Consider the following 25,262-nt stretch of genomic DNA (forward strand, 5'->3'; position numbering starts at 1 on the left):
GGGTCGGTTTCGACATCCTTTAATTCAAACAAGCCTTTCGGCTAAACCGGCGCATCTTCAATCGGCTCATAGGGATCATCAATCCCGAGGCCAGCAAGAATTTGGCGTTCAAGTTCTTCCATCTCTTCGGCTTCATCATCAACCATATGATCGTAGCCGACAAGATGCAGCGTGCCATGAACGGCAAGATGAACAAGATGATTTTTCAGTGATTTGTCCTGTTCGACAGCCTCGCGCGCGCAGGTTTCACGCGCAATCACAATATCGCCAAGCATCAGCGGCATGTCCGGAGCCATCATGAAGGCATCGGCATCATCTGCACTTTCAAGGGCCGCAAAGGACAGAACATTGGTTGGGTTGTCCTTGTCGCGGTAATCGCGATTAAGGATCCGGACCGATGCATCATCAGACAAACGCACACCAATCTCGATCACCGGGGCAACCGATAAAAGCGACGCACCGTCGCCTTCATCCTCTGTACCATCAGTCGGAACGCCGTCATCATCCCAAAGCGCGCCGTCGGCAAGCGCACCGTCAAGGGCCGCAACAATCGCAGCTTCAATCGCCTCGATTTCGTCCTGCTGCCAGTCGCCGGCCTCGACCTCAAGATCCAGATCAAGCGGTGCCGTCATTGTCCGCATCCTTGTTCGCGGTATCCTTTTCGCCACGATAGCCCTTTTTCAGGCGATCACGCAACGCATCGGCCGCGTCATAGGCCTGAACGATCTTGGTCACCAGATGGTGGCGCACAACGTCGCGCTGATCAAACTTGATCGTCGCCACGCCCTTGACATCACCAATGGTTTCAAGCGCATCACGCAGACCCGATTTGGTGCCATCGGGCAAATCGATCTGGGTCAAATCGCCGGTCACCACCATGCGCGACCCTTCGCCCAAACGGGTCAGGAACATTTTCATCTGCATCGGGGTGGTGTTCTGGGCTTCGTCCAGAATGACAAAGGCATGTGAAAGCGTACGCCCACGCATGAAGGCAAGCGGAGCCACTTCGATCTCGCCACTTTCCATGCGTTTGATCACGACATCACCCGGAAGCGTGTCATGGAGCGCATCATAAAGCGGGCGCAAATACGGATCGACCTTGTCTTTGAGATCACCGGGCAAAAAGCCAAGCCGCTCGCCAGCTTCAACAGCCGGGCGCGACAGGATGATGCGATCCACCTGACCCAGGATAAAGGCCTGTACTGCCATCGCGACCGCAATATAGGTCTTGCCCGTACCGGCCGGACCAATGCCAAAGATCAGTTCGTTATCAAGGATCGCCTCGACATAATCCTTCTGACGTTTGGAGCGCGGCGAAATCCGGCGCTTTTTGGTCTGAATGGTCAGGCGCGACCCGCCAAACATATCCTTGGTCTGGCCGTTCCACGGATCGGTGTCATCCGGTTCGGACAGACGAATGGCCCCGTCCACTGTTTCGACATCGATTTGATCGATTTCCTTGTCGCGCAAGCGCGCATAAAGCTGCGACAGAACTTTTTTGGCCTGTGCAACCTTGGCCGGTTCACCGGTCAGCATGACAACAAGACCGCGGCTTGATACCTGAACGCCGGTGCGCTCGGACAGACGCGTCAGGTTTTCCGCCTGTGGCCCGTATAGAAGCTGGGCCAGGGCGTTGTCCTGAAACTCGATCTGATCGGAATCCTTGGGGGCGTATTTTACTTTGGCCGCTGGTTTGTTTGTCGGTTTGTTCTTAGTCGGGGTGCCGCTCACGCAACGTTCCTTTCCGATTTCTGGCCGTTATTGGTGGCATCGACCAGTTCGCCGCCAAGGGAATTAGGCAGCGCTTCCGTGATTTTCAACCTTACGATCTGACCCAATGCGGTTTCCGGCAGTCCGGAAACATGAACCGGCTGCATATAGGGGCTTTTGCCAACCAGCTGGCCTTCATATTTACCACGGCGCTCCAGCAGGACATCCATCTCCCTGCCGACAGAGTTGCGGTTAAATTCAAGCTGTTGCTCAGCCAGAAGCGCCTGAAGACGCATGATCCGTTCGGTTTTGACTTTTTCAGGCACCTGCAGCTCCATCGCCGAGGCCGGGGTACCCGGACGCGGACTGTATTTAAAGCTGAAAGCCTGAATGAAGGTGATATCGCGCACGATATCCATGGTGTCTTCGAAATCCTTATCGGATTCACCGGGGAAGCCAACGATAAAGTCCGATGACAAGGCCAGATCCGGGCAAGCATCCTTAAGACGCTTTGCAATATCGCGATAATCGGCATTGTCATGCTTGCGGTTCATCGCCTGCAAAACACGGTCCGATCCGGCCTGAACCGGCAGATGCAGGAACGGCATCAGTTTTTTCAGATCACGGTGTGCGGCAATCAGATCATCATCCACGTCGCGTGGGTGCGAGGTCGTATAACGAATGCGATCAAGCCCGTCGATCTCGGCCAGTTCGCGGAGCAAACGACCCAGCGACCATTCCCCGCCATTGGGGGCTTCACCGTGATAGGCATTCACATTCTGCCCCAAAAGGGTCAGTTCCCGCGTGCCATGCGCGACAAGCTGTCTGGCTTCACCGATAACATCCATCGCCGGACGCGAATATTCCGCCCCGCGCGTATAGGGCACGACACAGAAAGTGCAGAATTTATCGCAACCTTCCTGAATGGCCAGAAACGCCGAATAGCCCTGGTTTGAAACCTGTGCGGGCAGATGATCGAATTTTTCCTCGGCCGGGAAATCGGTATCGATGATGCGATTGCGTCCAATCGCACGGTTGGCGCGCGCAACCATTTCCGGCAGGCGGTGATAGGTCTGCGGGCCGAACACCATATCGACCATCGGTTCGCGCCGCATCAGTTCGGCCCCTTCGGCCTGTGCGACACAGCCGGCGACGGCGACGATCATCTTGTCACCGCCACTGGCCTCTTTGGCTTCCTTGTGCTTACGCACACGCCCGAGGTCGGAAAACACCTTTTCGGCCGCTTTTTCGCGAATGTGACAGGTATTGAGGATTACCATATCTGCGCCCTCGGCGCTGTCGACCGACTGGTATCCCAGCGGCGCCAAGACGTCCTGCATGCGCTGGCTGTCATAGACATTCATCTGGCAGCCATAGGTTTTTACAAAAAGTTTCTTCGGTTCAGTCACGTAAGATCCGTTTCGCTCTCTCAAAACGCCGAAAAGCGGTGTGAATAAGTCACACCGCGCTTGAGTTCCGCATAGTCGCAAGGCCGGAACTTTCGGACATCTCGTTATCTGAATTTCCGGTCAGGTGAAACCCAATTTCACATCAACCGGTGCATTATACGGCAAAATGATCAGGAGCCGAACTGTCGATCAGGACCAAACAGTCGAAAATCTTCTGAAATGATCGCCAAAGGCGAACATCCGATCAGTTCTCCGGACAAACCGCTGTCGATCAGCTGGACCGGAACACCCTGATGCAAACCACGCAAAGCTGCCTGATGTCCTTCGGCAACGCGGGCTTCGCAAATCCGGGCAAGTTCCTTGCGCGATCCTGCTGCATCCGCCAGCGTCACAGGCGCATGGACAACAATTTCAACCGTCACCTTGCCGAGCGCGAGAAACTGCCACAAATGCGGAGCCAAGTCCATATCCCCGTACCAGGAATAGAATGCCCGCAAGTCACGACCAATCGGCGCACCATCAAGCCGGGTGGCTGCAATCGAGACCGGCTGGAATTTTACGGGCGACCCGTCGGGCATGGCCCGTTCGGCCGATGCAAACAAAGTCGATTTGAATGGCAGAACCCGGTTGCCATCATTGCTGGTTCCCTCGGGGAACAGGATCAGCTTGTCGCCATTTTGCAAACGGTCACCAAGCTGCTGGTTCTGTTCACGCGAACGCACCGCGCGGCGTTCAACAAAGGTGGTACGCGACAATTTGGCAAGGACACCAAATACCGGCCAGCTCGCCACTTCGGTCTTGGCAATGAAACTGCCACGCGTCAGCGCGCCCAGAACCGGGATATCAAGATAGGATGCGTGATTGGCAACAATCACACCGGGCCCATCCATCAGATCAACACCCGATACCCGCACCTCGATATGAAGGATACGCAGGCACAGCGCGTGATAAAAACGCGGCAATTCATCTGCCAGACGCAAACGGCATGCGATCGCCACCATCTGTACCGGCAACAGTACAAGTGTCAGAAGCATATAGGCCATCAGCCGGATAGCGGCGCACACATAGCAGTTCACGATACCCTCGCGGTCCGTTCGTAATGCTTGTAATAGCGATCAGTTACCTTTTCAGTCGGTAACACAATGCAGATGTCCGTGGTATTGAACTGATGATCAACCACCGCACCATCGCCGACAAAACCACCCAGTCGCAGATAGCCCTTGATCAGCGGCGGCAAGTCACGCAATGCCTGACGCTGATCGATGCCGTCAATCTCGGCACGGGCCATCGGTTCATAGCGTTCCTCGATGGCACGCGGGCGCATGTCTTCGGGTGCCAGATGATTGTGATGCAGATAGGTCAGGACATCCTTGAAGGCATCCGGATCGGTGCCATGAAAGGATGCACAGCCAAACATCAGCTTGATATCGTATTTGAACACATAGGCCGCGATCCCCTGCCACAGCAGTTGCAGGGTCGGCATGGTGCGGTAATCCGCCTCGACACAGGAACGGCCAAGTTCCATGATCTCGCCGGTTTCCTTTACCGCAGCAAGCATGCTTTCGATATGGTATTCGTCCGCGCTGTAAAAACCGCCATGTTCGTTGGCAACCGACTGACGCAGCAGGCGATAGGTCCCCACCACCGCATCCGCACCGGCACCGCGATTATGGTCAAGCACCAGAAGATGGTCGCACAGCGGATCGTAATGGTCGAAGTCGCGTTTTTCGGCGGCCATTTCGGCGGTCGGCTTTGCGCCGCGCTCTTCATAAAAGACCTTATAGCGAAGTTTCTGGCTGGCGAGGATTTCATCCTCGGTTTCCGCAAGGCGGACCTCAAGCCGTTGAAGCTGTCTTTCGTCGCGCATGACAACACCCTTTTGTTCATCTGCCCGGATTTTGCGCGCGATTTGCGTGAAGGGCGAGTGAAGGGTTTGTGAAGAACACGTAACAAAATTATGAAAGCCACTTGCACAAATGCGCAAGTGGCTCTGATTTTCGTCAATCAACAGTGCGGTTGAAAACCGGACTTATTTTTCGTCTTTCAAAGGAACGCCGTAAAGTTCAAGACGATGACCGACCAGCTTGTAACCAAGTTCCTTGGCAATCTCTTCCTGAAGCTTCTCGATTTTCTCGTTGGAAAACTCGATGACATCGCCCGAACGCATGTCGATCAGGTGATCATGATGCTCTTCGGTAAGTTCTTCGTAACGCGCACGTCCGTCACCGAAGTCATGCTTTTCAAGAATGTCGGCTTCTTCGAAAAGGCGCACCGTGCGATACACGGTTGCGATTGAAATCTTGGGATCGATGTCGGTTGCCCGGCGATAGACCAGCTCCACATCAGGATGATCTTCGGACTCTGACAGCACGCGGGCGATAACCCGGCGTTGTCCTGTCATTTTAAGGCCCGCGTCGACGCATTTCTGCTCGATGGTTGATTCTGCAAGCATTGTCTTGTCTCGTTTCCGTTTCCGGTTCCGCCTGTCCCCAGCCAGGACTTAACCCCTAGGCTCTCTAATCTCTGTGGCTAAATATTGAAAAATCCGCCACATATCGCAAGGTTCAATTCGCGATAAATTCGTCAATTCGCAATCGGAAATGCCAAAGCATCTGCTAATCGCTTGAAACCGGCTCTTTCCTATGCCCCTTGCCACCTGCATACAAGAGCGCTACTTCACAAGTGCGCACCAAGTCAGGAGACCGGAATGGCCATCAAAAATCCCGACCATAAAATAGACATCACGTCTGATGTCTGCCCGATGACATTTGTCCGGACCCGCCTCAAACTTGAAACCATGACACCCGGTCAGGTACTTGAGGTCACTCTGGGTGCCGGGGAACCGTTGAAAAACGTTCCGCGCTCGGTCACCGAGATGGGCGACGAAGTCATCGAATTGGTCGAAATTGCCGATACACCGGGCACTTTCCGGTTAACCATCCGCAAGGCGTAGGTAAACCGCCAGTTCCAATGCAGGCTTACAGTACAACAGGTTGATGTGTAAAACCACACCCTTTATGTGGATATAACAGATTAAAATGCGTCCAACTTGCGCAAGGCCATGACGACAAAATAAACTTTGCCGATTTGATGTTCTGACGTCAGTCGCCCCAACCCAGAACACAAGATCCAAGACCCCGCTCCATCACCAGCGCGTCGACCTCGCGGCCCGACTTTCGCCGGTAATATCGCTTGCGTCGACCGATGTCGGTAAAACCGCATTGTCGATAAAGGGCAATGGCCGGCGCGTTATCCTCGGCCACTTCAAGCAACAGCCGACCAACACCATTATCCCCAAGGCGATCCACAACCCCTGCCAGTAACTTGCGCGCAACACCGCATTGGCGGGCTTCCCTGGCAACGACGATGGTATTGATTTCGGCCTCATCAAGCATTGTCTGGATCAGAACAAAGCCCAGAGGCATATCATCACGGTTTTCCGCCTCGTTACCGGGCGCATAGGCCAAAATTCCGAATGCCCCTGGCACATCAAGCAACCGGATGATGGCATCGGCATCCCAGCAATCCTCAAATCCCTGCGCATGCAATTGCTCCGCGACGGACGCAAAGGCGGCGGTCAGAGGCACCAATTCAATTGTGCTGGCCACACTCTTTGAGGGATGCGGGTTCATTCCTTTTTACGCGGTCCCTGATCTTCGATACGTCTTGCATCAGGCGCACGCAGATACATCGGTACCGGCGCAAGGTTTTCACCACTTTCCCAACGTTCAGCCGCAATCCGTGCCACATTTCCCGCGCGCGGCAGTCCGGGTGCCGTACAGTCATAAAACGCATCTGGCGCATGGGCCGCAGCCGTCAGAAGACGCGGGGTCGCATCCCCGGCAAGCAAGGTATCACCAGGTGGTGCCATCATCAGGGCCTGACGCGGGGCAACACATTCAGCCGTACTAAGCGGGCGTTTTTTGCCATCAAAGGCCTGGGCGAAAATTTCGTTTCGCTTGCTATCAAGGGCAACAAGGATATTGCGGCCCTGCTGATCGCGTTCCGACACACCATAGGCAACAGCTTCGAGTGAACTCACCCCGACAACCGGAATTTTGCGGGCAAGACCCAAGGCGCGCGCAGTTGCAAGACCGATGCGCATTCCGGTAAAGGCACCCGGTCCGACCGTAACCGCAATGCCGTCAAGATCGGCCATTGTGACTTTGGCGGTTTCGAGCGTGCGAGCAATAAAGCCCATCAGATGCTCGGCCTGACCGCGTTCCATATCCTCATAAAGCTCGCCCTTGACCACACCATTGACCAGAACCGCCGTCGAAAGCGACGTTGAGGCGGTATCAATGGCCAAAATCGTTGGGCCGGATGTCTCCGGACTTCGCGACGATGTTTGCGATGCATTATGATCTGCGCTATCTGATGAGCGCGGCTGTCCAGTCAGCATCTTCTTTATGTAATCGGTGAACGACAAGAACAGGGAGCCTCCGGCGATGGCGCTGGTCGAAATTACGCCTTCTGAATATGATGTCGAAATTGATATCGTCTATGCCACGGATCGGAATTTCACCGGGGCACCAATCTATACACGACCTGCCTGCTATCTTCATGCGGATGCGGCTGCATGCCTGAAAAAGGCCGCGGCCATGGCAAAGCGTCAGGGGGTCAAGCTGCGCATTCTTGATGCATTCCGGCCCCAGGAAGCCCAACGGGCCCTTTGGAACCATTCGCCCAACCCCGATTTCGTCGCCAATCCGGATTTCGGATCGCCACATGGTCGTGGTGTGGCCATTGATCTAACCCTGATTGATCAAAACGGCAAGGAACTGGATATGGGGGCAGGGTTTGACGAAATGCATAGCCGGTCCTATCACGGATCCGAACTGATCTCCAGACAGGCTGAAGCCAACCGTTTGCTGTTGTTGGGCATCATGGTCAGTGCCGGGTTCGAATATTACGACCATGAATGGTGGCATTATCAGCTGCCCAAGGCATCCAGCAGATATCCGCTTTTTTCTGACAGCGCCCTTGCCGAACCGATGATGCAACGTTAACCGCCATCGCAAAACGGCGGAGCAATCATGCCCCGCCGCTGCGTTCTGCTTTACCTGATGCAGAACGAAAACAGTCTTGGTTTCATTCCCATCCAGGCTAGTTCCGCTTCATTTCAGCATGTCACGCCGTCAAAAGTGCCTGACCGCTTTGCGAATCAAACAATGTCATTCGCGCCCCATCAATCAGGATTCTGGTATCACTCCCCGATCTGAAAATCTGTTCGGGGCCACTGCGCGCAGTCAGTTCCGACCCGGCAACCGCGAGGCGGACATATTGATCCGGCCCGGTCGGCTCAGCCAATAAAACGCGCGAAGAGATGCCGGTTTCATCAAACAGCATATGTTCGGGGCGCGCGCCCAGCGTCATCGGACGCCCGATCAGATCACGCGCCTCGGCCGGGACATTGACCAGCGGCAAACATCCCGCACCGCTGTCAAAGACAATGTCGTCACCATTTTGCGAAAGCTTGCCATCAAGGAAGTTCATCGTCGGGGCGCCGACAAAGCTTGCAACAAACCGGTTTGCGGGTCTGCGATACACATTTTCCGGCGTGTCGACCTGTTGAATGCCGCCCTTGTCGAGAACCACGACCTTGGTGGCAAGCGTCATGGCTTCGATCTGGTCGTGCGTCACATACACAATCGTCCGGCCAAGCCGTTCATGCAGGCGTTTGAGCTCGATGCGCATATCGGCACGCAATTTGGCATCAAGGTTGGAAAGCGGTTCATCAAACAGGAACACAGACGGTTCGCGTACCAAGGCCCGGCCAATCGCCACACGCTGTTGCTGCCCGCCCGAAAGCTGAGAAGGCTTGCGATCCAGAAGCGGCGTGATCTGCAATAGATCGCCGACCTCGGCGACGCGTTTGTCGATCTCATCCCTGAGCATGCCCCGCATTTTCAGACCAAAACCGATATTCCGGCGCACAGACATGGTCGGATACAGCGCATAGGACTGAAACACCATCGCAATGTCGCGCTCGTCCGGTTCAAGACTTGTGACGTCGCGCCCATTGATATGGATAGAACCATCGGTTGTCGGCTCCAGCCCGGCAATCATGTTCAGAAGGGTCGATTTGCCACATCCTGACGGGCCAAGCAGCACCAGAAAATCGCCATCGGCAATTTCAAGATTGATATCTTCCATCACCGTCAGCCCGGCATAGGCCTTGGTAACATTACGAAGTTCAACGCCGTTCATTCCCGTTATCCTTTCACTGCGCCCGCGGCAATCCCGCGCACAAACAACCGCCCCGACAGCAGATAAACCGCAAGTGTCGGCAAGGCCGTCAGCATGGTCGCAGCCATATCAACATTGTATTCCTTCTCGCCGAATTGCGATCCGACAAGATTGTTCAGTGCAACCGTCATCGGCTGTCCCGCACGTCCCCCAAAGGTCAGACCCAGAAGGAAATCGTTCCAGATATAGGTAAATTGCAAAATCATCGCGACACCAAGGATCGGCAACGATATTGGCAACATCACATGCCAGAACAACCGCCAGAACCCGGCACCGTCAATGCGGGCGGCTTTAAGCAAATCCTGCGGAACCGTCTTGAAAAAGTTGCGAAACATCATGGTGGTAAAGGCAACACCCCAGATCACATGCACAAGGATCAGTCCGGGAATGGTGCCAAATATCCCCAATTCACGGATCATGATGATCAGGGGATAAAGGGTTACCTGCGGCGGAATGAACATGCCGACCAGAAGGGCCGCGAACATCACATTCGCACCCTTCATCTTCCATGCGGCCAGGGCATAGCCGGTGATCGCCCCAAGCCCGACCGACAGGATGAGGGCCGGGATAACGACTTTGACCGACGTCATGAAGGATGACGAAAGACCGCCACAGCCCTCGCCGAGCGTCTTGGCACAATCGCCAAACCACGCCTTGCTCCATGCCGCGAATCCGGGATCGACGGGCAGGGTAAAGATGCTGCCATTGCGGATTTCATCCATGGATTTCAGCGATGTCGAAATCATGATGAAAACCGGGGACAAGATCATGATTGCCGCCACACAGAGCAATCCGTAAAGGGCAAGCCGATTATATCGCATGATCAGTGCCCCCGCCCGCTGCGCTCTTTTTGCAGCTCGAAATAGATATAGGGTGCGATTACGGCGATCACGGTACAAAGCAGGACAAACGCCCCCGCCGCACCAAGCCCAAGTTCCTGACGGTTTAGAATGTGATCAACCACAAAACGGGCAGGAAGGTCAGATGAAAAGCCCGGACCGCCCCCTGTCAGGGCAACGACCAGATCAAAGGCCTTCATGACAATCGCGCTCATCAGAATGAAGACCGTGAAGAACACCGTGCGCAACATCGGTGTGATGATATGCAAATAGACCCGCCAGACCGGAATGCCATCCACACGCGAGGCCTTCCAGATATTGGGATCAATATTGCGAAGGCCTGCAAGAAACAGCGCCATGCATAACCCGACCTGTTGCCAGATACCCGCAATGGCAAGCGTGTAGATTGACCGGTCGGGCCGCACGATCCAGTTGAATTCAAACCCGGCCCAGCCAAGCGCCCGCACCGCTTCCTGAAGACCAAGACCGGGATTCATCACCCATTGCCAGATCACGCCGGTCACAATGAATGACATCGAAAGCGGCAACATGAAAACAGTGCGAAACAGTCCTTCGGCCTTCACACCCCGATCGACCAGAATGGCCAGTAAATAGCCAAAAACGATACAGCCACCGATAAACAGGAAGCCGTGAATCGCAAGATTCTGCATCGCTGTCCACCACCGTTCATTGGCAAACAGACGGGCATATTGATCAAAGCCGGTGAATTTGTAGACAGGCAGCAAACGTGACCGCGTCAGCGAAATCACGAATGTCCAGATGATGAACCCGTAGAAACAGAAAATGGTAATCATCATGGCAGGGATCAGCGCCATTCTTGCTGTCCATTGAGGACGCCAGCGCCGCCTGCCTTCTTTTTGCGTTTCTTCCTGTGCGACAGAACGCTGCAACACACCTTGTGCCGGATCGGCCATAGACATTCTCGCTTCTTTGTAAAGGCGCCGCTGCCCCGCATATTTGGGGTTGCAGCGGCGCATCCCTGCAAAGTCTCTGGAGTTTTCGCCTTACTTGGCGTTGGAGATCGCTTGATGGAACTTCGCCTGACCCTCTTGCGGGCTCATATCCGTACTGTTCCAGAAATTCGAGATGCTGTCATCAATTGCACCCGAAACCGCACTTGGCACCCCGAAAAGACCGGTACTGACAAGGTGGGTTTTCTTGTCCTGCAGGGTCTTGATCGCGGTCTGGGCACAGCTATCGAAACTGTCCGCAGGCACATCAAGACGGGCCGGAATAGATCCCTTTTTCTTGTTAAAGGCGATCTGCACATCGGGCTCAAGCATCACATGGGCCATCTTCGCCTGGGCCGGTGTGGCTTCTTCCCCGTCCATTGCCGAGAAGGCAAAGGCATCGACCGTCATGATATAGGCCGTATCAATTGCCGGGGCGAAGGAACATCCGACTGTCGTACCCGGTTCAATCCCGGCGGCAATGATTTCACCCTTGGCCCAGTCCCCCATGAACTGGAAGGCTGCATTCCCCTTGATCACCATGCTGGTGGCCTCGTTCCAGTTACGGCCGGGGCTGCCTTCATCGACAAAGGGTTTAAGAGCTGCAAAGGTTTCAAACACCTTGCGCATGGTATCGGAATCAAGGAGGTCATCATCAAGCGTGCTGTAAAGATCGGCATAAAATTCGCGCCCGGCAACGCCCAGAAGAACGCTGTTGAACATGATGCGTTCCTGCCAGGGCTGACCACCCAGCCCGATCGGGATAATGCCGGCATCTTTCAGTTTTTGCGCAGCCACCACGAAGTCATCCCAGCTTTTGGGAACATCCACGCCTGCCTTTTCAAGCGCGGCCTTGTTATAGAACATCCAGTTCTCGCCATGGATGTTGATCGGGGCTGCGATATATTCACCATCATATTTCGCCGCCTTGACAATCAGTGGCGGTAACTTGTCGTCCCAATGTTCTTCGTTTGCGATCTTGTCGACATTGGCAAGCAGCCCTTGATCAGCCAGCTCACGCAGTTGCTGACCGATGGAGAACTGAAAAACAGCCGCCGGATCACCACCCAGCATCCTGTTCACTGCGGCAGCACGGGCATTGCCGCCTCCGGCAATCGGGGTATCAACCCATTTGCCACCACTTGCCTCAAACACCTTGCGCACTTCGGCAAGAGCGGCCTGCTCGCTGCCCGATGTCCACCAATGCAGAACTTCTGCTGTCTGGGCGTGAAGCGCACCGGCAGAGACACCTGCGCTCAGAAATGCCGCAATGGCTGCGACTTTGGAAAATTTCGTCATAACGGATGTTCCTCCCTATTGGATACGTTCACGCCCGATCTCTTCTTAAACGGAAAATCGTAACGTTACGATTTTTTTGATAAGCACTTTATTCACCCTTGTCAATCCACAAAACCCAATGATATTAGGATGAGAGAGCGGCGAATATATTTTTTTGCCTGAATTTTCGAAACGTTACGATTTTGGATGCATTCAACAAGAACATCCGCTGAGGGTAAGGAAACAACCATGACAAAATCATTCCCCGACGGGTTTCGCTGGGGTGTCTCCACCTCAAGCTATCAGATCGAAGGCGGTGCTGATGACGACGGACGCGGCGACAGCATCTGGGACACATATTGCGCCACTCCGGGCCGGGTCGCCAATGGCGACAATGGTCGCGTTGCCTGCGACCACTACCATCGCTGGGCCGAGGACCTTGATCTGATCAAGGGGTTGGGGGCACGGCATTACCGGTTTTCGGTCATGTGGCCGCGCGTCCTGCCCGAAGGCACGGGCAAGGTCAATGAAACCGGTATCGATTTTTACAGCCGCCTGATTGACGGCATGCTTGAACGTGACATTGATCCCTGGCTGTGCCTGTATCACTGGGATCTGCCGCAAGCGTTACAGGATCGCGGTGGCTGGACCAATCGCGACATTGTCGACTGGTTTGGCGATTATACCGAATTGCTGGTGACACGTCTGGGCGACCGCATCAAATCGTGGGTCACATTCAACGAACCCAATGTTGTCGCCTGGGTGGGCCATGAAGAAGGCCGGCATGCACCGGGCATCACCGATCCGCGTGCCGCAATGCGAGTGACCCATCATCTTAATCTCTGTCATGCGCGCGCCACCCGCATCATCAAACATCATTATCCCGATGCGCCGGTCGGATTCGTCTTGCCGATGCACAAGGGTTATACCCTGCCGCATCGTCGCGAACAGGATGCCCATCTGATCGAGCTTTTCGAAGCCAAATGGAATGGTGCCTTTCTTGATCCGGTCTATTACGGGCGTTATCCGGAACTGATTCTCGACCGGATGGAACCACATATCCGGCCGGGCGATCTGGAAGCCATCAGAACCGATGTCGATTTTCAGGGCCTTAACCAGTATTTCCCGAGCTATATCCAGGCTGCCGAAGGCAAGGCATGGCCGTTCCAGCACGTCGAACCGCCAAAATATTTCCGGCGCACCGAAATGGGCTGGGCAATTGACGGAGACTGCTTCTATCGCACCATGAAAATCCTGCAGGAGAATTACGGAAATCCGCCGGTTTTCGTGACTGAAAATGGTGGTGCCTTTACCGATGTCCCCGGCCATAACGGTCATGTCGACGATCAGGATCGCATTGCCTATTACACCGAATATCTTGATGCCCTTTTGCGCGCAGTTTCCGAAGGTGCGAATGTTCAAGGCTATATGCCATGGTCCTTGCTGGACAATTTCGAATGGGCTTATGGCTATGACAAGCGGTTCGGGCTTGTTCATGTGGATTATGAGACTCTCAAACGCACCCCAAAGGCGTCCTATGAATTTATGCGCAATGTGATTACACAGAACGCATTGCCATAGGATGCGCCGGACGCTTAGATTGTCCGAAAGAACATAAGAACGGACCTGTCATGCCTGCTTCTCGCCCTAACCTGCGCACGATTGCCGACCGCCTTGGCCTGTCGGTTACGACAGTGTCGCGCGCGCTAAAAGACGGACCGGAAGTCAAATCCGACACCGTTGCCAAGGTCAAGGCAGCCGCAGAGGAAATCGGCTATCGCCCCGATGCCAGGGGCGTCATGCTGCGTACCGGCAAAACCATGCAGGTCTGTTCTATCCTTTACTCACCCGAAGTCGGCGATTACGGCGACCCGGGCTTCTTGGCACAGGTCGAAAGCCTGGCACAGGGGCTTGAGGCCGATCATTATTCTTTGGTGGTTCTGGCACAAACCAGCGGGGAGGATCCCCTTGAACCGGTGCGCAAGGTCCATACCCAACGCATGGCCGATGCCGTGGTGTTTTCACGCACCACCCTTCAGGACAAACGTGCCAAATACTGCCTTCAGCATGATTTTCCGTTTGTCAGCTTTGGCCGCACCGAACTTCTGACACCGCATGCCTTTGTCGATCATGATGATGAACAGGCCGCCTATGACGCGATCACGCGCCTGATCGAGGATGGCCACCGCAAGATCGGCATGATCGACCCGCCTGAGGACCTGACCTTTTTTGGCTATCGCAAACGCGGGGCCCGCCGGGCCATGGTTGATGCCGGGTTTGATCCCGATAGCCTGATCTGGATGCCATCGGACGTTTCGGTGCGGGCCGCACGCGAAGCCACCACGAAATTGTTTGGCCATCAACGCGACGCCACCGCCATTGTCTGCGCCAGCCAGATGACCATGATCGGGGCGCTTGAAGCCCTGATGGAACTTGGCATGGATACCATCCGTGATGGCATCGGGGTTGTCGGTTTTGGCGGCATGCCGTTTCGTATGCTGTCAAAGCAAAAACTGGCCTATTACTATCAGCCGCAACGACATGTCGGTGAAGTCCTTGCCCGACATCTGCATGAATTGATGAGCGGGGCGAACCCCGAACAGCTCCAAACCTTGCTGCCCTATCGCCGGATTGATGATCTTGCCGCATTCCGCGAAGGCGAGGATTTCTGAGCCAGTCGGTTATATCCGCACCCAAATCCGCCCTATTGGTCCGGCAACCTGCCATCGCCCATATCCCCGGCTTCGCCCGTCAGCCAGTCAAAAAACACCGTAATGCGCGGGTCGCGTTTGGGTGGATCGAGCGTGATCAGCACATAGTCAAAACTGGTCGGCTCCATACCATGCGGGGCAATCAGCCGCCCGGTCGCCAGATCATCATAGACCAGCGGCAAGGGGCCAATCGCCGTACCAAGACGATTCACCGCCGCCTGCAGGGCAAAAAAGAAGTGATCGAAATATTGCTCGCTGGCTGGCGATACATTCAGATGACTGGCACGCTTCCAGTCATCCCATGCATCAGGCCGGGTGCGACTGTGAAGCCAGCGCGCATTGGATAAATCCCGATCAAGAATATTTTCCCAGCAATCAGGGTCACACACCGGCCCGGCATATTCGGCCCATAAATGCGTGGTGATATAGTCTTCCGAAATCCCGTAATCGGCCCTGCGAATGGCAAGATCACAACCATCAGACAGCAAATCTACCGGGCCACCAGCAAGACGCAAATCGATATTAAGATCGGGATTAGCCTGACGGAATGCCCCGAGCCGCGGCATCAGCCAGCGCATGGCAAGGCTTGGCTCGCACGATACCGTCAGGATCGGCGAGGTTCCGGCATGGCGGTGGATATCCTCAACCGCCTGATCAAGCCCGTCCAGCGCACTTCCCGTCGCCTTTAACAGCCTTTCGCCCGCCGCGGTCAGCCAGACCCGGCGATTGCGACGGACAAACAGATCAACCCCCATGCGTTCTTCAATCTGGGCCACCGCCCGGCTGATGGCCCCATGGGTCAGGTGCAATTCCTCGGCCGCGCGTGAAAAACTTTGATGGCGTGCTGCGGCTTCAAAGGCCGGCAAGGCCGCCAAAGGAGGTAGGCTGCGTTTTTTGTGAATATTACTCACAATATTTCCCGGTATTTTTCGATTTTCTGACGATTGATCCAGTTTGATACTCAATCTGCTCACAGATCAAACGGTTTTTCAGCCCAGTCAGGATCACATCCATGCCCGAATTATCAAATCAGTTCCTGTCGATGGAAATCATCGCCGTTGGCATCATCACCCTTCTTGCGGTCATCAGTCCGGGCCCGGACTTTGCCATGGTCACACGCATCGCACTTGCGCGGGGCAGGCGGGCCGGGGTTCTGTGTGCCATCGGGATCGGTAGCGGTGTTTCGGTACATCTGACCTATACCCTGATCGGACTGGGTGTTGTTTTTGCCAGCAATGTCTGGGTTTTGAACAGTCTGCGATATCTGGGTGCAGGCTATCTGATCTGGCTTGGAATGTCGGCCCTGTGGCCAGATATTCGCGTAATTTTTGGTCGCCGCAGGCATCTGAAAAATGTGAATATCCGGGTAACCACAATGTCAAATGCACCGAAGCCGGATCAAAACCGGAACAACGCGGATCGCCATGCTTTCTGGACCGGATTTGCCTGCAACGCGCTGAACCCCAAGACCATGCTGTTTATCGTATCGCTGTTCAGTCAGGTGATTTCGCCAAACACCCCGATACTGCAGGAAATCGGATATGGCTTTTATATCGCCGCCTGCCACATGATCTGGTTTGCACTGGTCGCGATAGCCCTGACACTCCCTGCAGTGCAGGCCCGCATGGCGGCGATCAAGACATGGATCGAACGGGCAGTCGGCTTGTGCCTTGCAGGGCTTGGCATCAAGCTTATGGCAAGCTAGGCCGGTCTTTCTGCAGGGGATCAGGAACGGATTCCCGTGTCGCCCGATCAGATAAACAGCATCTCGCCGTTCTGCTTGGCGTCATTAAGGAAGGTTACGACACCACCGGTTTCAATGGAAAGTTCATCGCGGGTGGCTTCGTTTTCCAAACCCAGCGCACGCAACCCCATCTCGCAAACCATGAATTTCGCGCCCAACGACGCACAGGCTGACAGCAATTCTTCGAAACTGCCGATCCCGCGGGTCGAATAGCTCAGGTCAATCGAGGTCGCGGTCGCCCCTTCGGCCTCGGTGCGCAAATGCCGCCATCCGGAGGGCGCAAACAGTGCACGGCTGGCATCCATGGTAAAGAACAGGGTAACGTCACGCCCGGTCGCCAAAGCCGCCGATGCCATTACGAGTGCGTAATGAACTTTTTCAAAGCTGCCGGAAAACACCACCAGCGAGAGTTTTTTCGGGCTTTCCGTCTCAGTGCTCATGGATTGAAAGGTCCTTGATTGTGGCGTTTTCTGAACAGGTCGGGCAGCCGGGATCACGCGGCACCCGGATCTTGCGAAACGATGCTGACAGGGCATCAATGATCAGAAGCTGCCCGGAAAGGCCATCGCCGATCCCCATCAGCTCCTTGAGCACCTCGGTCGCCTGAATACCGCCAATCATGCCGACAACCGATCCCAGAACGCCGCCTTGGGCACAGGATGGAATGGCGTCTTCGGGCGGCGGTGCATGATAAATGCAGCGATAGCACGGATGTGGCGCGCCCAGATGGGCCTTAAACGTCGATACCTGTCCGTCAAAACGAAGAGCCGCGCCCGATACCAGCGTCTTTCCCGCCAGATAACAGGCGTCATTAAGCAAAAAGCGCGTCTCGAAATTATCCGACCCGTCAGCAATGACGTCATAACCGGCAATCAGTTCCATGACATTAGACGCATCAAGGCGGGTATTGTGGGCGTGAACCGTGATTTCCGGGTTCATATCAAGCATGGTTGATTTCGCACTATCGACCTTGGGGCTGCCAATATCCTTCATGTCATGCGCGATCTGGCGCTGAAGATTGGAAAGCTCGACCGTATCTGCATCAACAATGCCGATTGTGCCAACACCGGCCGCGGCCAGATACATCGCAAGCGGCGACCCAAGGCCACCGGCCCCGACGATCAGAACCCGCCCACGCTTGAGTTTCATCTGGCCAGTACCGCCCACATCCTTAAGAACGATGTGGCGGGCATAGCGCTGCACTTCATTTTCGCTGAAATCGAAATCGGTCACGCGGTCAAACTATCCTGTCAGGACGGATCAAGGGAACTAGGGTCAGAACCTAGCTTCTGGATATAGCCTGCCCGTCACATCTCTCAAGGAAAAGATTTGATTTTCCATCGAATTCCCCGATTGCCCGAACCCGTCTGAGCCAATCATTGTCCAGTTTTTCACTGCCGGATGGAAAAAACCGGACTGGCGATAGGCCTGATCAATCCGGCCGATCTTTTGCAGTTCCAGCAATCCCTGATCGATTGCAACAATCAGATCGTGGCTATAGGGCGTAACCCGCGTTACGGCGTAATGACGGCTGCCATCAAGGGCAATCTTGTAGCCTTCGATTGGCAGTAAATGCACATCATTGACCACAAGCTCCATTTTCGGGCCTGGCTGGAACGGTGCCAACAGGAAATCTGCCCGGCCCTCGGCGACAAATTGCACCATCAATTCCCAGTTTGGCACATGCAGTAAATCAACAAGACCCAGCTTGCCCAAGGCCTGCCAATCGGGTTTCCAGGTCCGGTTTGACACCCCGCGCAGTCGCTGGAGGCTTCGTAAACTGCGAATTTTCGATCGATTGGGGCTGTCTGCCCGCATATAGAACCCGGCTTCAAACCGGCCATTGGGAATCACGGCCCCGGATGGGGAAATCCTGTCCCCTTTATGTTCAATGTCGCGCAACCATGTCGAAGAACCGGTAAGGTCTGCTTCGCCATCTGCGATCATTTGCATCATGCGCGCATAATTTCCGCCGGCAATCAGATTGATGGCGCCGCGCCAGCCGCCCTTTTTCAGGGCCTGCTGGATCAGAACGACCTCAACGACATCACGGCGGCTGTGCGGACCGTCAAAGGATGTGATGGCAAGCGGATCGCGACCGTCCCGGAATTTCTCATAATCGACCAGAACATCATCGGCAACAACGATCCGAAGGCTGTGCTCGCCGTGATCAGCCCTTACTGTTTTGATATCGAAACAAAAAACAGCCACAACCAGACACAGCATCCCGATCCATCCGGATACTTTGAAATGCCTGATTTTTCGATCATTTGACGTCATGCACATGTCCCGTTTCTGCCCTATCCTTCAGATTGGGACGATGGCATCCAACATCCAGTAGCGGGCAAAGGCCACACAGCAAAAAAGGCCCGGCGCGATACGCCGGACCTTTGAATTTGTTATATTTGGTCGTCTGGCAAAAGAACTTATTGCAGACCTTCGAACAGGGCAGTCGACAGGTAACGTTCAGCAAAGCTCGGGATGATGACCACGATGCGTTTGCCGGCATTTTCCGGCTTCTGACCAAGTTCAATACCCGCAGCCACCGCCGCACCTGACGAAATACCGGTCGGAAGGCCTTCAACCGCAGCCAGTTTGCGTGCGGTGGCAAAGGCGGTCTCGTTGCCAATGGTCATGACCGTATCAATCACATCGGTATTGAGGTTGCCCGGAATGAAACCGGCACCAATGCCCTGAATCTTGTGCGGGCCGGGTGCGCCACCGGAAATGACCGGGCTGTCTTCGGGTTCAACCGCCACAATCTGAATGTTCGGGTTATGTTTTTTCAACACTTCACCAACACCGGTCAGCGTGCCGCCCGTGCCAACACCGGCAACAAAGATATCGACCTTGCCGGCGGTATCCTTAAGGATTTCCTCGGCCGTGGTGTTGCGATGAACTTCCGGGTTTGCCGGGTTGTCAAACTGCTGGAGCATGATAGCGCCATCAATCTCGGCCACCAGTTCCTCAGCACGGGCAACCGCACCCTTCATGCCCTTGGCTGCCGGGGTCAGGTCAATCTGCGCACCTAGAAGCATCAGCATCTTGCGACGTTCAAGCGACATGCTTTCAGGCATGGTCAGGATCAGCTTGTACCCCTTGGCCGCTGCAACGAATGCCAGCGCAATGCCGGTATTGCCCGAGGTTGGCTCGACCAGGGTTGCGCCCGGTTTAAGCTTGCCGGTTTTCTCGGCATTCTCGATCATCGCCAGACCAATACGGTCCTTGACCGAGGCCAGCGGGTTGAAGAATTCAAGCTTGCCGATCAGGTCGGCTTTCACACCTTCGGCTTCGGCCAGACGTGAAAGGCGCACCAGCGGCGTTGCGCCAATGGTGTCAATGATGCTGTCGTAAATCTTGCCGCGAAACTCAGTCATGTTTTCCTCGCACGTTTCTGTATTTTTGCCATCAAGCACACGATGTATTTGTATTTATATCGCTATCCCACAAGGTCAAATGGATAGAAGAAATTTTTACAAATCTGCTGGCAGACGGCATTCCTGATGCCTGTAGTTTATCGAAAATTGCAGCGGAATCCTGTTGAATAAGAATACACCACTCCGCTGCCAGCCCAGAAGACTAAATGATGAAATCAGGGGACTCTTCGATCCCGCTGCGCAGACCCGCATCACGGGCACGGTTGCACAGGTCCTCGACCGTGATTTTTTCAAGCTGCTTCATCATTTCGTCCTGCAATTCACGCCAAAGCGGACGCACAACTTCCTTGCCCAGCGGCGATCCTGCCGGATCCTCGATCGGATCATCGGATGTTTCCATCGACCGGATGACCGAAACAATATCGGCAAGTGTGATGCGGCGGCGTTCACGCGCCAGTCGATAACCGCCGCGCGGTCCACGCACACCCACCAGAATATCGGCACGCACCAACTGCTGAAGGGTCTGTTCAAGGTAACGTTTCGGAATGCCCTGACGCGCGGTGATATCTCGACTTTGGACCGGCTCACCCGCCGCGTTATAGGCAATATCCACGACCGCCTCGATCGCAAACAGCATCTTTTTTGAAAGCTTTAGCATCGTTTCATCTTACTCCCCTTGTGGTCCGGCCATCCCCCCAGATGACATGCAAACCTGGTTTCGTCAGAGCAACCATCAAACCCCTGCCAAACCGCAAACCGGCCCAGCAGGTGCAAATCATTTGACCGGACTTGCCGTCCCGGTCGATCCGAAACCGCCCGCGCCGCGCGCAGTTTCATCAAGATCATCCACGGCCCGCCATACCACCTGTGTCACCGGGGCGACCACAAGCTGGGCAATGCGCATGCCACGTTCGATTTCAAAGGATTCGTCGCCATGATTGATCAGGATGACTTTGATCTCGCCGCGATAATCGGCATCAATCGTACCCGGACTGTTCAGAACCGTGACCCCGTTCTTGGCAGCAAGCCCCGAACGCGGACGTACCTGTGCCTCGAACCCGGCGGGCAGGGCAATTGCAATACCGGTTTCGACCAGAGCCCGTTTTCCCGGTGCCAGAACCAGCTTGCCCGCGATTGCGGCCTGCAAGTCGACGGCTGCGGACTGGGCGGTTGCATATTCGGGCAACGGCAAATCCGCCCCGTGGGGCAGCTGTTTCAAATCAACGCTAAGAGCCGACATATTCCATCCTTGTTTATGGCCCGGTCTGAACCGGGATATGCGTTATTGCCTGCACGATCAGGGTCGTGTCAGGAAAAATGTCTGATGATCCGTGCGCACAGGACCTCGGCAATGCCGGTTTTGCTTTGGCGCGACCAATGTTCATCGGTCGTCGCATCATCACCTGAAATCAGGAAAATCTCGTTCTGATCCCCGCCAAAAGTCCCGGTTTCCGGGGCCACATCATTGGCAAGGATCCAGTCACAGCCCTTGCGTGCCCGTTTGGCACGCGCATGTTCGGTGACCTTTTCGGTTTCTGCGGCAAATCCGATCACAAGCCCCGGGCGCGACGCACCGGCCTTGCTGATGGTCGCCAGAATATCGGGATTTTCCGAAAGTCTGAGGTCCGGAATAACGCCCGATCCATCCTTTTTAAGCTTCTGTCCGGCTTCGTCGGCCGTGCGCCAGTCGGCAACCGCTGCGGCACAAATGGCGATGTCAGCCGGAAGGGCGTTTTTGACCGCAGCCAGCATCTCGCGCGCGGTTTCAATGCGCACAACTTTTACGCCGGCCGGATCGGGCAGGGATACCGGACCGCTCACCAGCGTCACATCCGCACCGGCATTGCAAAGCGCCTGCGCAATCGCATGGCCCTGCTTGCCAGACGACCGGTTGGCGATATAGCGCACCGGATCAATCGGCTCGTGGGTCGGCCCGCTGGTGACAACGGCCTTTTTCCCGGCAAGCGGCTTGGGCGCGGACTGACCATCAAGGAAATCAAGCACATTTGCGATGATCTCGGCCGGTTCTGCCAGACGGCCCGAACCGGTTTCACCACAAGCCAGATCACCCGCAGACGGCCCAACCCGGATCACGCCACGGCTTTCAAGCGTTGCGATATTGGCCTGTGTTGCCGGATGGTTCCACATCTCGACATTCATGGCCGGTGCAATCATCACCGGTTTGTTGGTGGCAAGAAGGGCGGTTGTTGCCAGATCACCGGCCTGACCGGTTGCCATTTTTGCCAGAATATCGGCACTTGCCGGGGCGACCAGCACAAGGTCAGCCTCACGCGACAGGCGGATATGCCCCATCTCGGCTTCATCGGTCAGGGAAAACAGATCCTGATAGACTTTGTTTTCGGTAAGGGCTGCGACAGAAAGCGGTGTAACGAACTGTTCCCCGCCCTTGGTCAGGATGGCGCGAATATTGATTTCGCGGTCTCTGAGCCGACGGATCACCTCAAGAACCTTATAGGCCGCAATGCCGCCCGAGATGATCAGAAGGATATTTTTGCCTGCCGCCACTGTGATTACCAATTAATTACGGTTTAAAAGTGTGGTTAACCTACATTGTCTCATTATGGGACGCAAGCGCCCAAAACCGAAATGGAAACGCCGCGTCCCCCAAAGGGTCGCGGCGCTGATTTTTCACCCTGCTTTCAACAGGTTTATGACGGACCAAATCCGGTCCCCATCATGGCACGGTATATAACATCCCGAACCACCGCCAACGGGACTCGGGCCCCATCGCCGTGCAGTTAATCCGCCAACGCCCCGATGCCACCGGTCCGTCGAGACGAATTTCAACGCGTTCATCGCCCAGTCGGGTCATGGTTGCCTGACCATCTGACGGATAGCAGGCAATATCGGGCGTCGGATCCGTAAGCGTAAAGCCGAATGCCGGCGGATTGCGCGTCAGGGTATAATCACCCGGCGTAATGTCGCTAACACGCAGCGGCAATGAATTTGCCGCCAGCTTGAAACGGTCCATTGCGCCATAATGCTCGTTTAATGCAAAACGCGGCAGATACATAAAGTCGGATTCCGTGCTCATCGCACCGCTTTGCTGACCAAAGGCGGCCTTGTATCCGGCTTCCTTGACAGCATTGATGACATCGGCATCCGCCTCGCCATAGGGATAGGCAAAGATATCGGGCACAAACCCAAGCTCGGCCTTAAAGCGTTCGGCCGCATGGGCAAGCTCGGCCTTGACGGCTTCGATATCAAGATCGGGCAAATGCGAATGGTGCTGGCTATGACCGCCAATGGTGACACCGGCCTTGACCATTTCACGCACCATGTCCCAGGTCATGTAATTGGCAAAACCGTCATCGAGCTGTTCGGTTGAAACAAACACCGTAAAGGGCATGTTGTTGGCCCGAAAGATCGGCCACGCGGTTTCGTAAACCGAGCGATATGCATCATCAACCGTGATCCCGACCGTGCGATCCGGAAGGCCCTTGCCATTTTCAAGCACCTCGACAATCTGTGGCAACCCCATCACGGTGTAATTGCCATTGGTGAGCTCGGCGACATGCTCCTTGAACTGTTCCGGGCGAATATTGGTAGAGGGATATTCACCCTCGCCAAAGCGGTGATACATAAAGACCACTGCCGAACTCGCATCACCACCGGGGGCCGCAACAGCCGGTTCGGACGCATCTTGCTGTGCCGTCGCCATCTGCGGTTCGGTTGCCGGTTCCGCCTCCGGTTCTGCCTCGGCCACCGGGGCGTCCGGTGCGGCCACATTGCCCTCATCACCGGCGGGTGTTGCCGCCGAACTGGCTACCGGTGCCTCTGTTTGCACGTCTGAGGACGTGCCGGTTCCGGTTTCGACTGACTGGGCATTGCCCGGTTCGATGCCGAATGTTAACCCGACGGCAAATGACATGCCGAACACCGCGCTGCGCAGCATGGTGCCGGACTGTATCAGACCAGCTGCCGATAACGACCTTTGGCCTTTGGCCTTAAAATTCATATCTGTTTCCAGTTTTCTACCAACCACTCCAGACAGGACCTTGTGTGCGGATCGGTCCTGTACCCCGGCTTTGCTGTTTTTGTCATTATCCGGGGGCATCGTCCCGTTTGCCGGGATCGTTTTGCAAAAGCAAAAATACCAGCGAACCGTTTGTTTTTCCATATTTCATATAGATGGTTGCGAATTGGACGACCGGGGTTACCTTTAATACAAACCAATAACTCCAACCCCAAGAGGTCCCATGCTTAGTTCTGATGCTTTTGGTCTTTTGTTCCGCAACGCCCGCACATTCAGCTATTGGCAGGATCGCGATGTCGATACGGATTTGCTCAGACAGGCCTGGGATTTGACGGTGCTGGGCCCGACCAGCGGCAATTGCGAACCGATGCGCGTCACCTTCGTCAAGTCCGAAGCAGCCAAGGAACGCCTGAAACCCTGCCTGGCCGAGGGCAATGTCAATCAGACCATGACCGCACCGGTTACCGCCATCATCGCCCAGGACATGGAATTTTACGAGAAGCTGCCCGCCCTTTACCCCCACACCGATGCGCGGTCATGGTTTGCCGGCAAGGATGAGGTGATCAAGGCCACCGCATTTCGCAACAGTTCCCTGCAGGCTGGCTATTTCATCATGGCACTGCGCGGGCTTGGTCTGGATTGTGGTCCGATGTCAGGATTTGATCAGGCCAAGGTGGATGCCGAGTTTTTTGCCGGCACCCCGGTCAAAAGCAACTTCCTGCTCAATATCGGGTATGGCAATCGTGAAAAGCTTCATGCGCGCAGTCCGCGGCTCGGTTTTGATGAAGGGGCCGAAATCCTCTGAGACCGACACATTTTCAGACAGGATTAGACAAGGGTCTCCATCACCGGAGGCCTTTTTCATATTCAAGCCTTCTGATTTTCTGATAGAGCACATGCAAACGACGTTTCGACGGTTTTTTTCAATCCGTCGAACAACTTGAAAACTGTCATCAAACTTTTATTTGATCTTTACT

27 protein-coding genes are annotated in these 25,262 nt (G+C 55.1%); 6 read left to right on the top strand and 21 right to left on the bottom strand.

Annotated features, from left to right (window positions below; all coding sequences use genetic code 11):
* Positions 1-41 precede the first annotated feature (41 nt).
* From ybeY to TH30_RS01435, 6 genes are all read right to left on the bottom strand, one after another.
* Positions 42-632 carry an rRNA maturation RNase YbeY gene (ybeY, locus tag TH30_RS01410; RefSeq protein ID WP_114096847.1) on the bottom strand — a complete coding sequence of 197 codons (591 nt, stop codon included), beginning with the start codon at positions 630-632 and terminating at the stop codon, positions 42-44.
* The gene (locus TH30_RS01415; RefSeq protein WP_114096306.1) at positions 616-1,731 is read right to left on the bottom strand and encodes a PhoH family protein; all 1,116 of its coding nucleotides are present in this window, start codon (positions 1,729-1,731) and stop codon (positions 616-618) included. The genes ybeY and TH30_RS01415 overlap by 17 nt, the downstream gene beginning before the upstream one ends.
* The gene (gene miaB, locus TH30_RS01420) at positions 1,728-3,119 is read right to left on the bottom strand and encodes a tRNA (N6-isopentenyl adenosine(37)-C2)-methylthiotransferase MiaB (RefSeq protein ID WP_114096307.1); all 1,392 of its coding nucleotides are present in this window, start codon (positions 3,117-3,119) and stop codon (positions 1,728-1,730) included. The genes TH30_RS01415 and miaB overlap by 4 nt, the downstream gene beginning before the upstream one ends.
* 170 nt (positions 3,120-3,289) lie before the next feature.
* Positions 3,290-4,195, bottom strand: coding sequence for a lysophospholipid acyltransferase family protein (locus tag TH30_RS01425; RefSeq protein ID WP_114096308.1), 906 nt, complete (start codon positions 4,193-4,195; stop codon positions 3,290-3,292).
* Positions 4,192-4,986, bottom strand: a complete 795-nt coding sequence (gene olsB, locus TH30_RS01430) for a l-ornithine N(alpha)-acyltransferase (protein WP_114096848.1) — start codon at positions 4,984-4,986, stop codon at positions 4,192-4,194. The genes TH30_RS01425 and olsB overlap by 4 nt, the downstream gene beginning before the upstream one ends.
* Before the next feature lie 162 nt (positions 4,987-5,148).
* Positions 5,149-5,571, bottom strand: a complete 423-nt coding sequence (locus TH30_RS01435) for a Fur family transcriptional regulator (RefSeq protein ID WP_114096309.1) — start codon at positions 5,569-5,571, stop codon at positions 5,149-5,151.
* Between the two features lie 255 nt (positions 5,572-5,826).
* On the opposite strand from TH30_RS01435, the gene TH30_RS01440 reads away from it, so the two are divergent.
* Positions 5,827-6,072, top strand: coding sequence for a sulfurtransferase TusA family protein (locus tag TH30_RS01440; protein WP_114096310.1), 246 nt, complete (start codon positions 5,827-5,829; stop codon positions 6,070-6,072).
* A 148-nt stretch (positions 6,073-6,220) separates the two neighbouring features.
* Here TH30_RS01440 and TH30_RS01445 read toward each other — a convergent pair whose 3' ends face one another.
* Together TH30_RS01445 and tsaB are read right to left on the bottom strand one after the other, a co-directional pair.
* Positions 6,221-6,706 (bottom strand): GNAT family N-acetyltransferase, encoded by a 486-nt coding sequence (locus TH30_RS01445; protein WP_258548569.1) that lies wholly within the window; start codon positions 6,704-6,706, stop codon positions 6,221-6,223.
* 41 nt (positions 6,707-6,747) lie between these two features.
* Complete coding sequence (gene tsaB / locus TH30_RS01450; RefSeq protein WP_258548570.1) at positions 6,748-7,428, bottom strand: tRNA (adenosine(37)-N6)-threonylcarbamoyltransferase complex dimerization subunit type 1 TsaB; 681 nt, start codon at positions 7,426-7,428, stop codon at positions 6,748-6,750.
* A 139-nt stretch (positions 7,429-7,567) separates the two neighbouring features.
* On the opposite strand from tsaB, the gene ddpX reads away from it, so the two are divergent.
* Positions 7,568-8,128: a D-alanyl-D-alanine dipeptidase gene (gene ddpX, locus TH30_RS01455; RefSeq protein WP_114096313.1), complete on the top strand. Its 561-nt coding sequence runs from the start codon at positions 7,568-7,570 to the stop codon at positions 8,126-8,128.
* A gap of 121 nt (positions 8,129-8,249) precedes the next feature.
* Here the strand turns inward: ddpX and TH30_RS01460 are convergent, their stop codons facing one another.
* From TH30_RS01460 to TH30_RS01475, 4 genes are all read right to left on the bottom strand, one after another.
* Complete coding sequence (locus tag TH30_RS01460; RefSeq protein ID WP_114096314.1) at positions 8,250-9,329, bottom strand: ABC transporter ATP-binding protein; 1,080 nt, start codon at positions 9,327-9,329, stop codon at positions 8,250-8,252.
* Positions 9,330-9,334: 5 nt separating this feature from the next.
* Complete coding sequence (locus tag TH30_RS01465) at positions 9,335-10,189, bottom strand: carbohydrate ABC transporter permease (RefSeq protein ID WP_114096315.1); 855 nt, start codon at positions 10,187-10,189, stop codon at positions 9,335-9,337.
* 2 nt (positions 10,190-10,191) lie between these two features.
* Entirely contained in the window at positions 10,192-11,148 is a 957-nt protein-coding gene (locus tag TH30_RS01470; RefSeq protein WP_258548571.1) for a carbohydrate ABC transporter permease, read from the bottom strand.
* 84 nt (positions 11,149-11,232) lie between these two features.
* Positions 11,233-12,477 carry an ABC transporter substrate-binding protein gene (locus tag TH30_RS01475; RefSeq protein ID WP_114096317.1) on the bottom strand — a complete coding sequence of 415 codons (1,245 nt, stop codon included), beginning with the start codon at positions 12,475-12,477 and terminating at the stop codon, positions 11,233-11,235.
* A 228-nt stretch (positions 12,478-12,705) separates the two neighbouring features.
* Between TH30_RS01475 and TH30_RS01480 the strand changes: the two genes are divergently transcribed.
* Both TH30_RS01480 and TH30_RS01485 read left to right on the top strand, forming a co-directional pair.
* Positions 12,706-14,037 (top strand): GH1 family beta-glucosidase, encoded by a 1,332-nt coding sequence (locus TH30_RS01480; protein WP_114096849.1) that lies wholly within the window; start codon positions 12,706-12,708, stop codon positions 14,035-14,037.
* 50 nt (positions 14,038-14,087) lie between these two features.
* Positions 14,088-15,128, top strand: a complete 1,041-nt coding sequence (locus TH30_RS01485; protein WP_114096318.1) for a LacI family DNA-binding transcriptional regulator — start codon at positions 14,088-14,090, stop codon at positions 15,126-15,128.
* 32 nt (positions 15,129-15,160) lie between these two features.
* Here the strand turns inward: TH30_RS01485 and TH30_RS01490 are convergent, their stop codons facing one another.
* Positions 15,161-16,078 carry a LysR substrate-binding domain-containing protein gene (locus TH30_RS01490; RefSeq protein ID WP_114096319.1) on the bottom strand — a complete coding sequence of 306 codons (918 nt, stop codon included), beginning with the start codon at positions 16,076-16,078 and terminating at the stop codon, positions 15,161-15,163.
* 101 nt (positions 16,079-16,179) lie between these two features.
* Here TH30_RS01490 and TH30_RS01495 point away from each other — a divergent pair, with 101 nt between their 5' ends.
* Complete coding sequence (locus tag TH30_RS01495) at positions 16,180-16,872, top strand: LysE family translocator (protein ID WP_114096320.1); 693 nt, start codon at positions 16,180-16,182, stop codon at positions 16,870-16,872.
* A gap of 47 nt (positions 16,873-16,919) precedes the next feature.
* Here the strand turns inward: TH30_RS01495 and TH30_RS01500 are convergent, their stop codons facing one another.
* From TH30_RS01500 to TH30_RS01535, 8 genes are all read right to left on the bottom strand, one after another.
* Entirely contained in the window at positions 16,920-17,351 is a 432-nt protein-coding gene (locus TH30_RS01500; RefSeq protein WP_114096321.1) for a DsrE/DsrF/DrsH-like family protein, read from the bottom strand.
* Positions 17,341-18,144 (bottom strand): HesA/MoeB/ThiF family protein, encoded by an 804-nt coding sequence (locus TH30_RS01505; RefSeq protein WP_114096322.1) that lies wholly within the window; start codon positions 18,142-18,144, stop codon positions 17,341-17,343. Before TH30_RS01505 ends, TH30_RS01500 begins: the two co-directional genes overlap by 11 nt.
* Before the next feature lie 42 nt (positions 18,145-18,186).
* On the bottom strand, positions 18,187-19,191 hold the full coding sequence (locus TH30_RS01510; protein WP_147251913.1) for a type 2 periplasmic-binding domain-containing protein: 1,005 nt from the start codon (positions 19,189-19,191) through the stop codon (positions 18,187-18,189).
* A 146-nt stretch (positions 19,192-19,337) separates the two neighbouring features.
* Complete coding sequence (cysK, locus tag TH30_RS01515; protein ID WP_114096850.1) at positions 19,338-20,288, bottom strand: cysteine synthase A; 951 nt, start codon at positions 20,286-20,288, stop codon at positions 19,338-19,340.
* A gap of 202 nt (positions 20,289-20,490) precedes the next feature.
* Positions 20,491-20,946: an RrF2 family transcriptional regulator gene (locus TH30_RS01520; RefSeq protein ID WP_008888834.1), complete on the bottom strand. Its 456-nt coding sequence runs from the start codon at positions 20,944-20,946 to the stop codon at positions 20,491-20,493.
* A gap of 117 nt (positions 20,947-21,063) precedes the next feature.
* Positions 21,064-21,528, bottom strand: coding sequence for a dUTP diphosphatase (dut, locus tag TH30_RS01525; RefSeq protein WP_114096324.1), 465 nt, complete (start codon positions 21,526-21,528; stop codon positions 21,064-21,066).
* A 68-nt stretch (positions 21,529-21,596) separates the two neighbouring features.
* A complete protein-coding gene (gene coaBC / locus TH30_RS01530; protein ID WP_114096325.1) occupies positions 21,597-22,814 on the bottom strand; it encodes a bifunctional phosphopantothenoylcysteine decarboxylase/phosphopantothenate--cysteine ligase CoaBC in 1,218 nt (405 codons plus the stop codon).
* 169 nt (positions 22,815-22,983) lie between these two features.
* Positions 22,984-24,267: a polysaccharide deacetylase family protein gene (locus TH30_RS01535; RefSeq protein WP_114096851.1), complete on the bottom strand. Its 1,284-nt coding sequence runs from the start codon at positions 24,265-24,267 to the stop codon at positions 22,984-22,986.
* Between the two features lie 241 nt (positions 24,268-24,508).
* On the opposite strand from TH30_RS01535, the gene TH30_RS01540 reads away from it, so the two are divergent.
* Positions 24,509-25,090 carry a malonic semialdehyde reductase gene (locus TH30_RS01540; protein WP_114096326.1) on the top strand — a complete coding sequence of 194 codons (582 nt, stop codon included), beginning with the start codon at positions 24,509-24,511 and terminating at the stop codon, positions 25,088-25,090.
* Positions 25,091-25,262: the final 172 nt, after the last annotated feature.

Source organism: Thalassospira profundimaris (assembly GCF_003326795.1).
Taxonomy (GTDB): Bacteria; Pseudomonadota; Alphaproteobacteria; order Rhodospirillales; family Thalassospiraceae; genus Thalassospira; species Thalassospira profundimaris_C.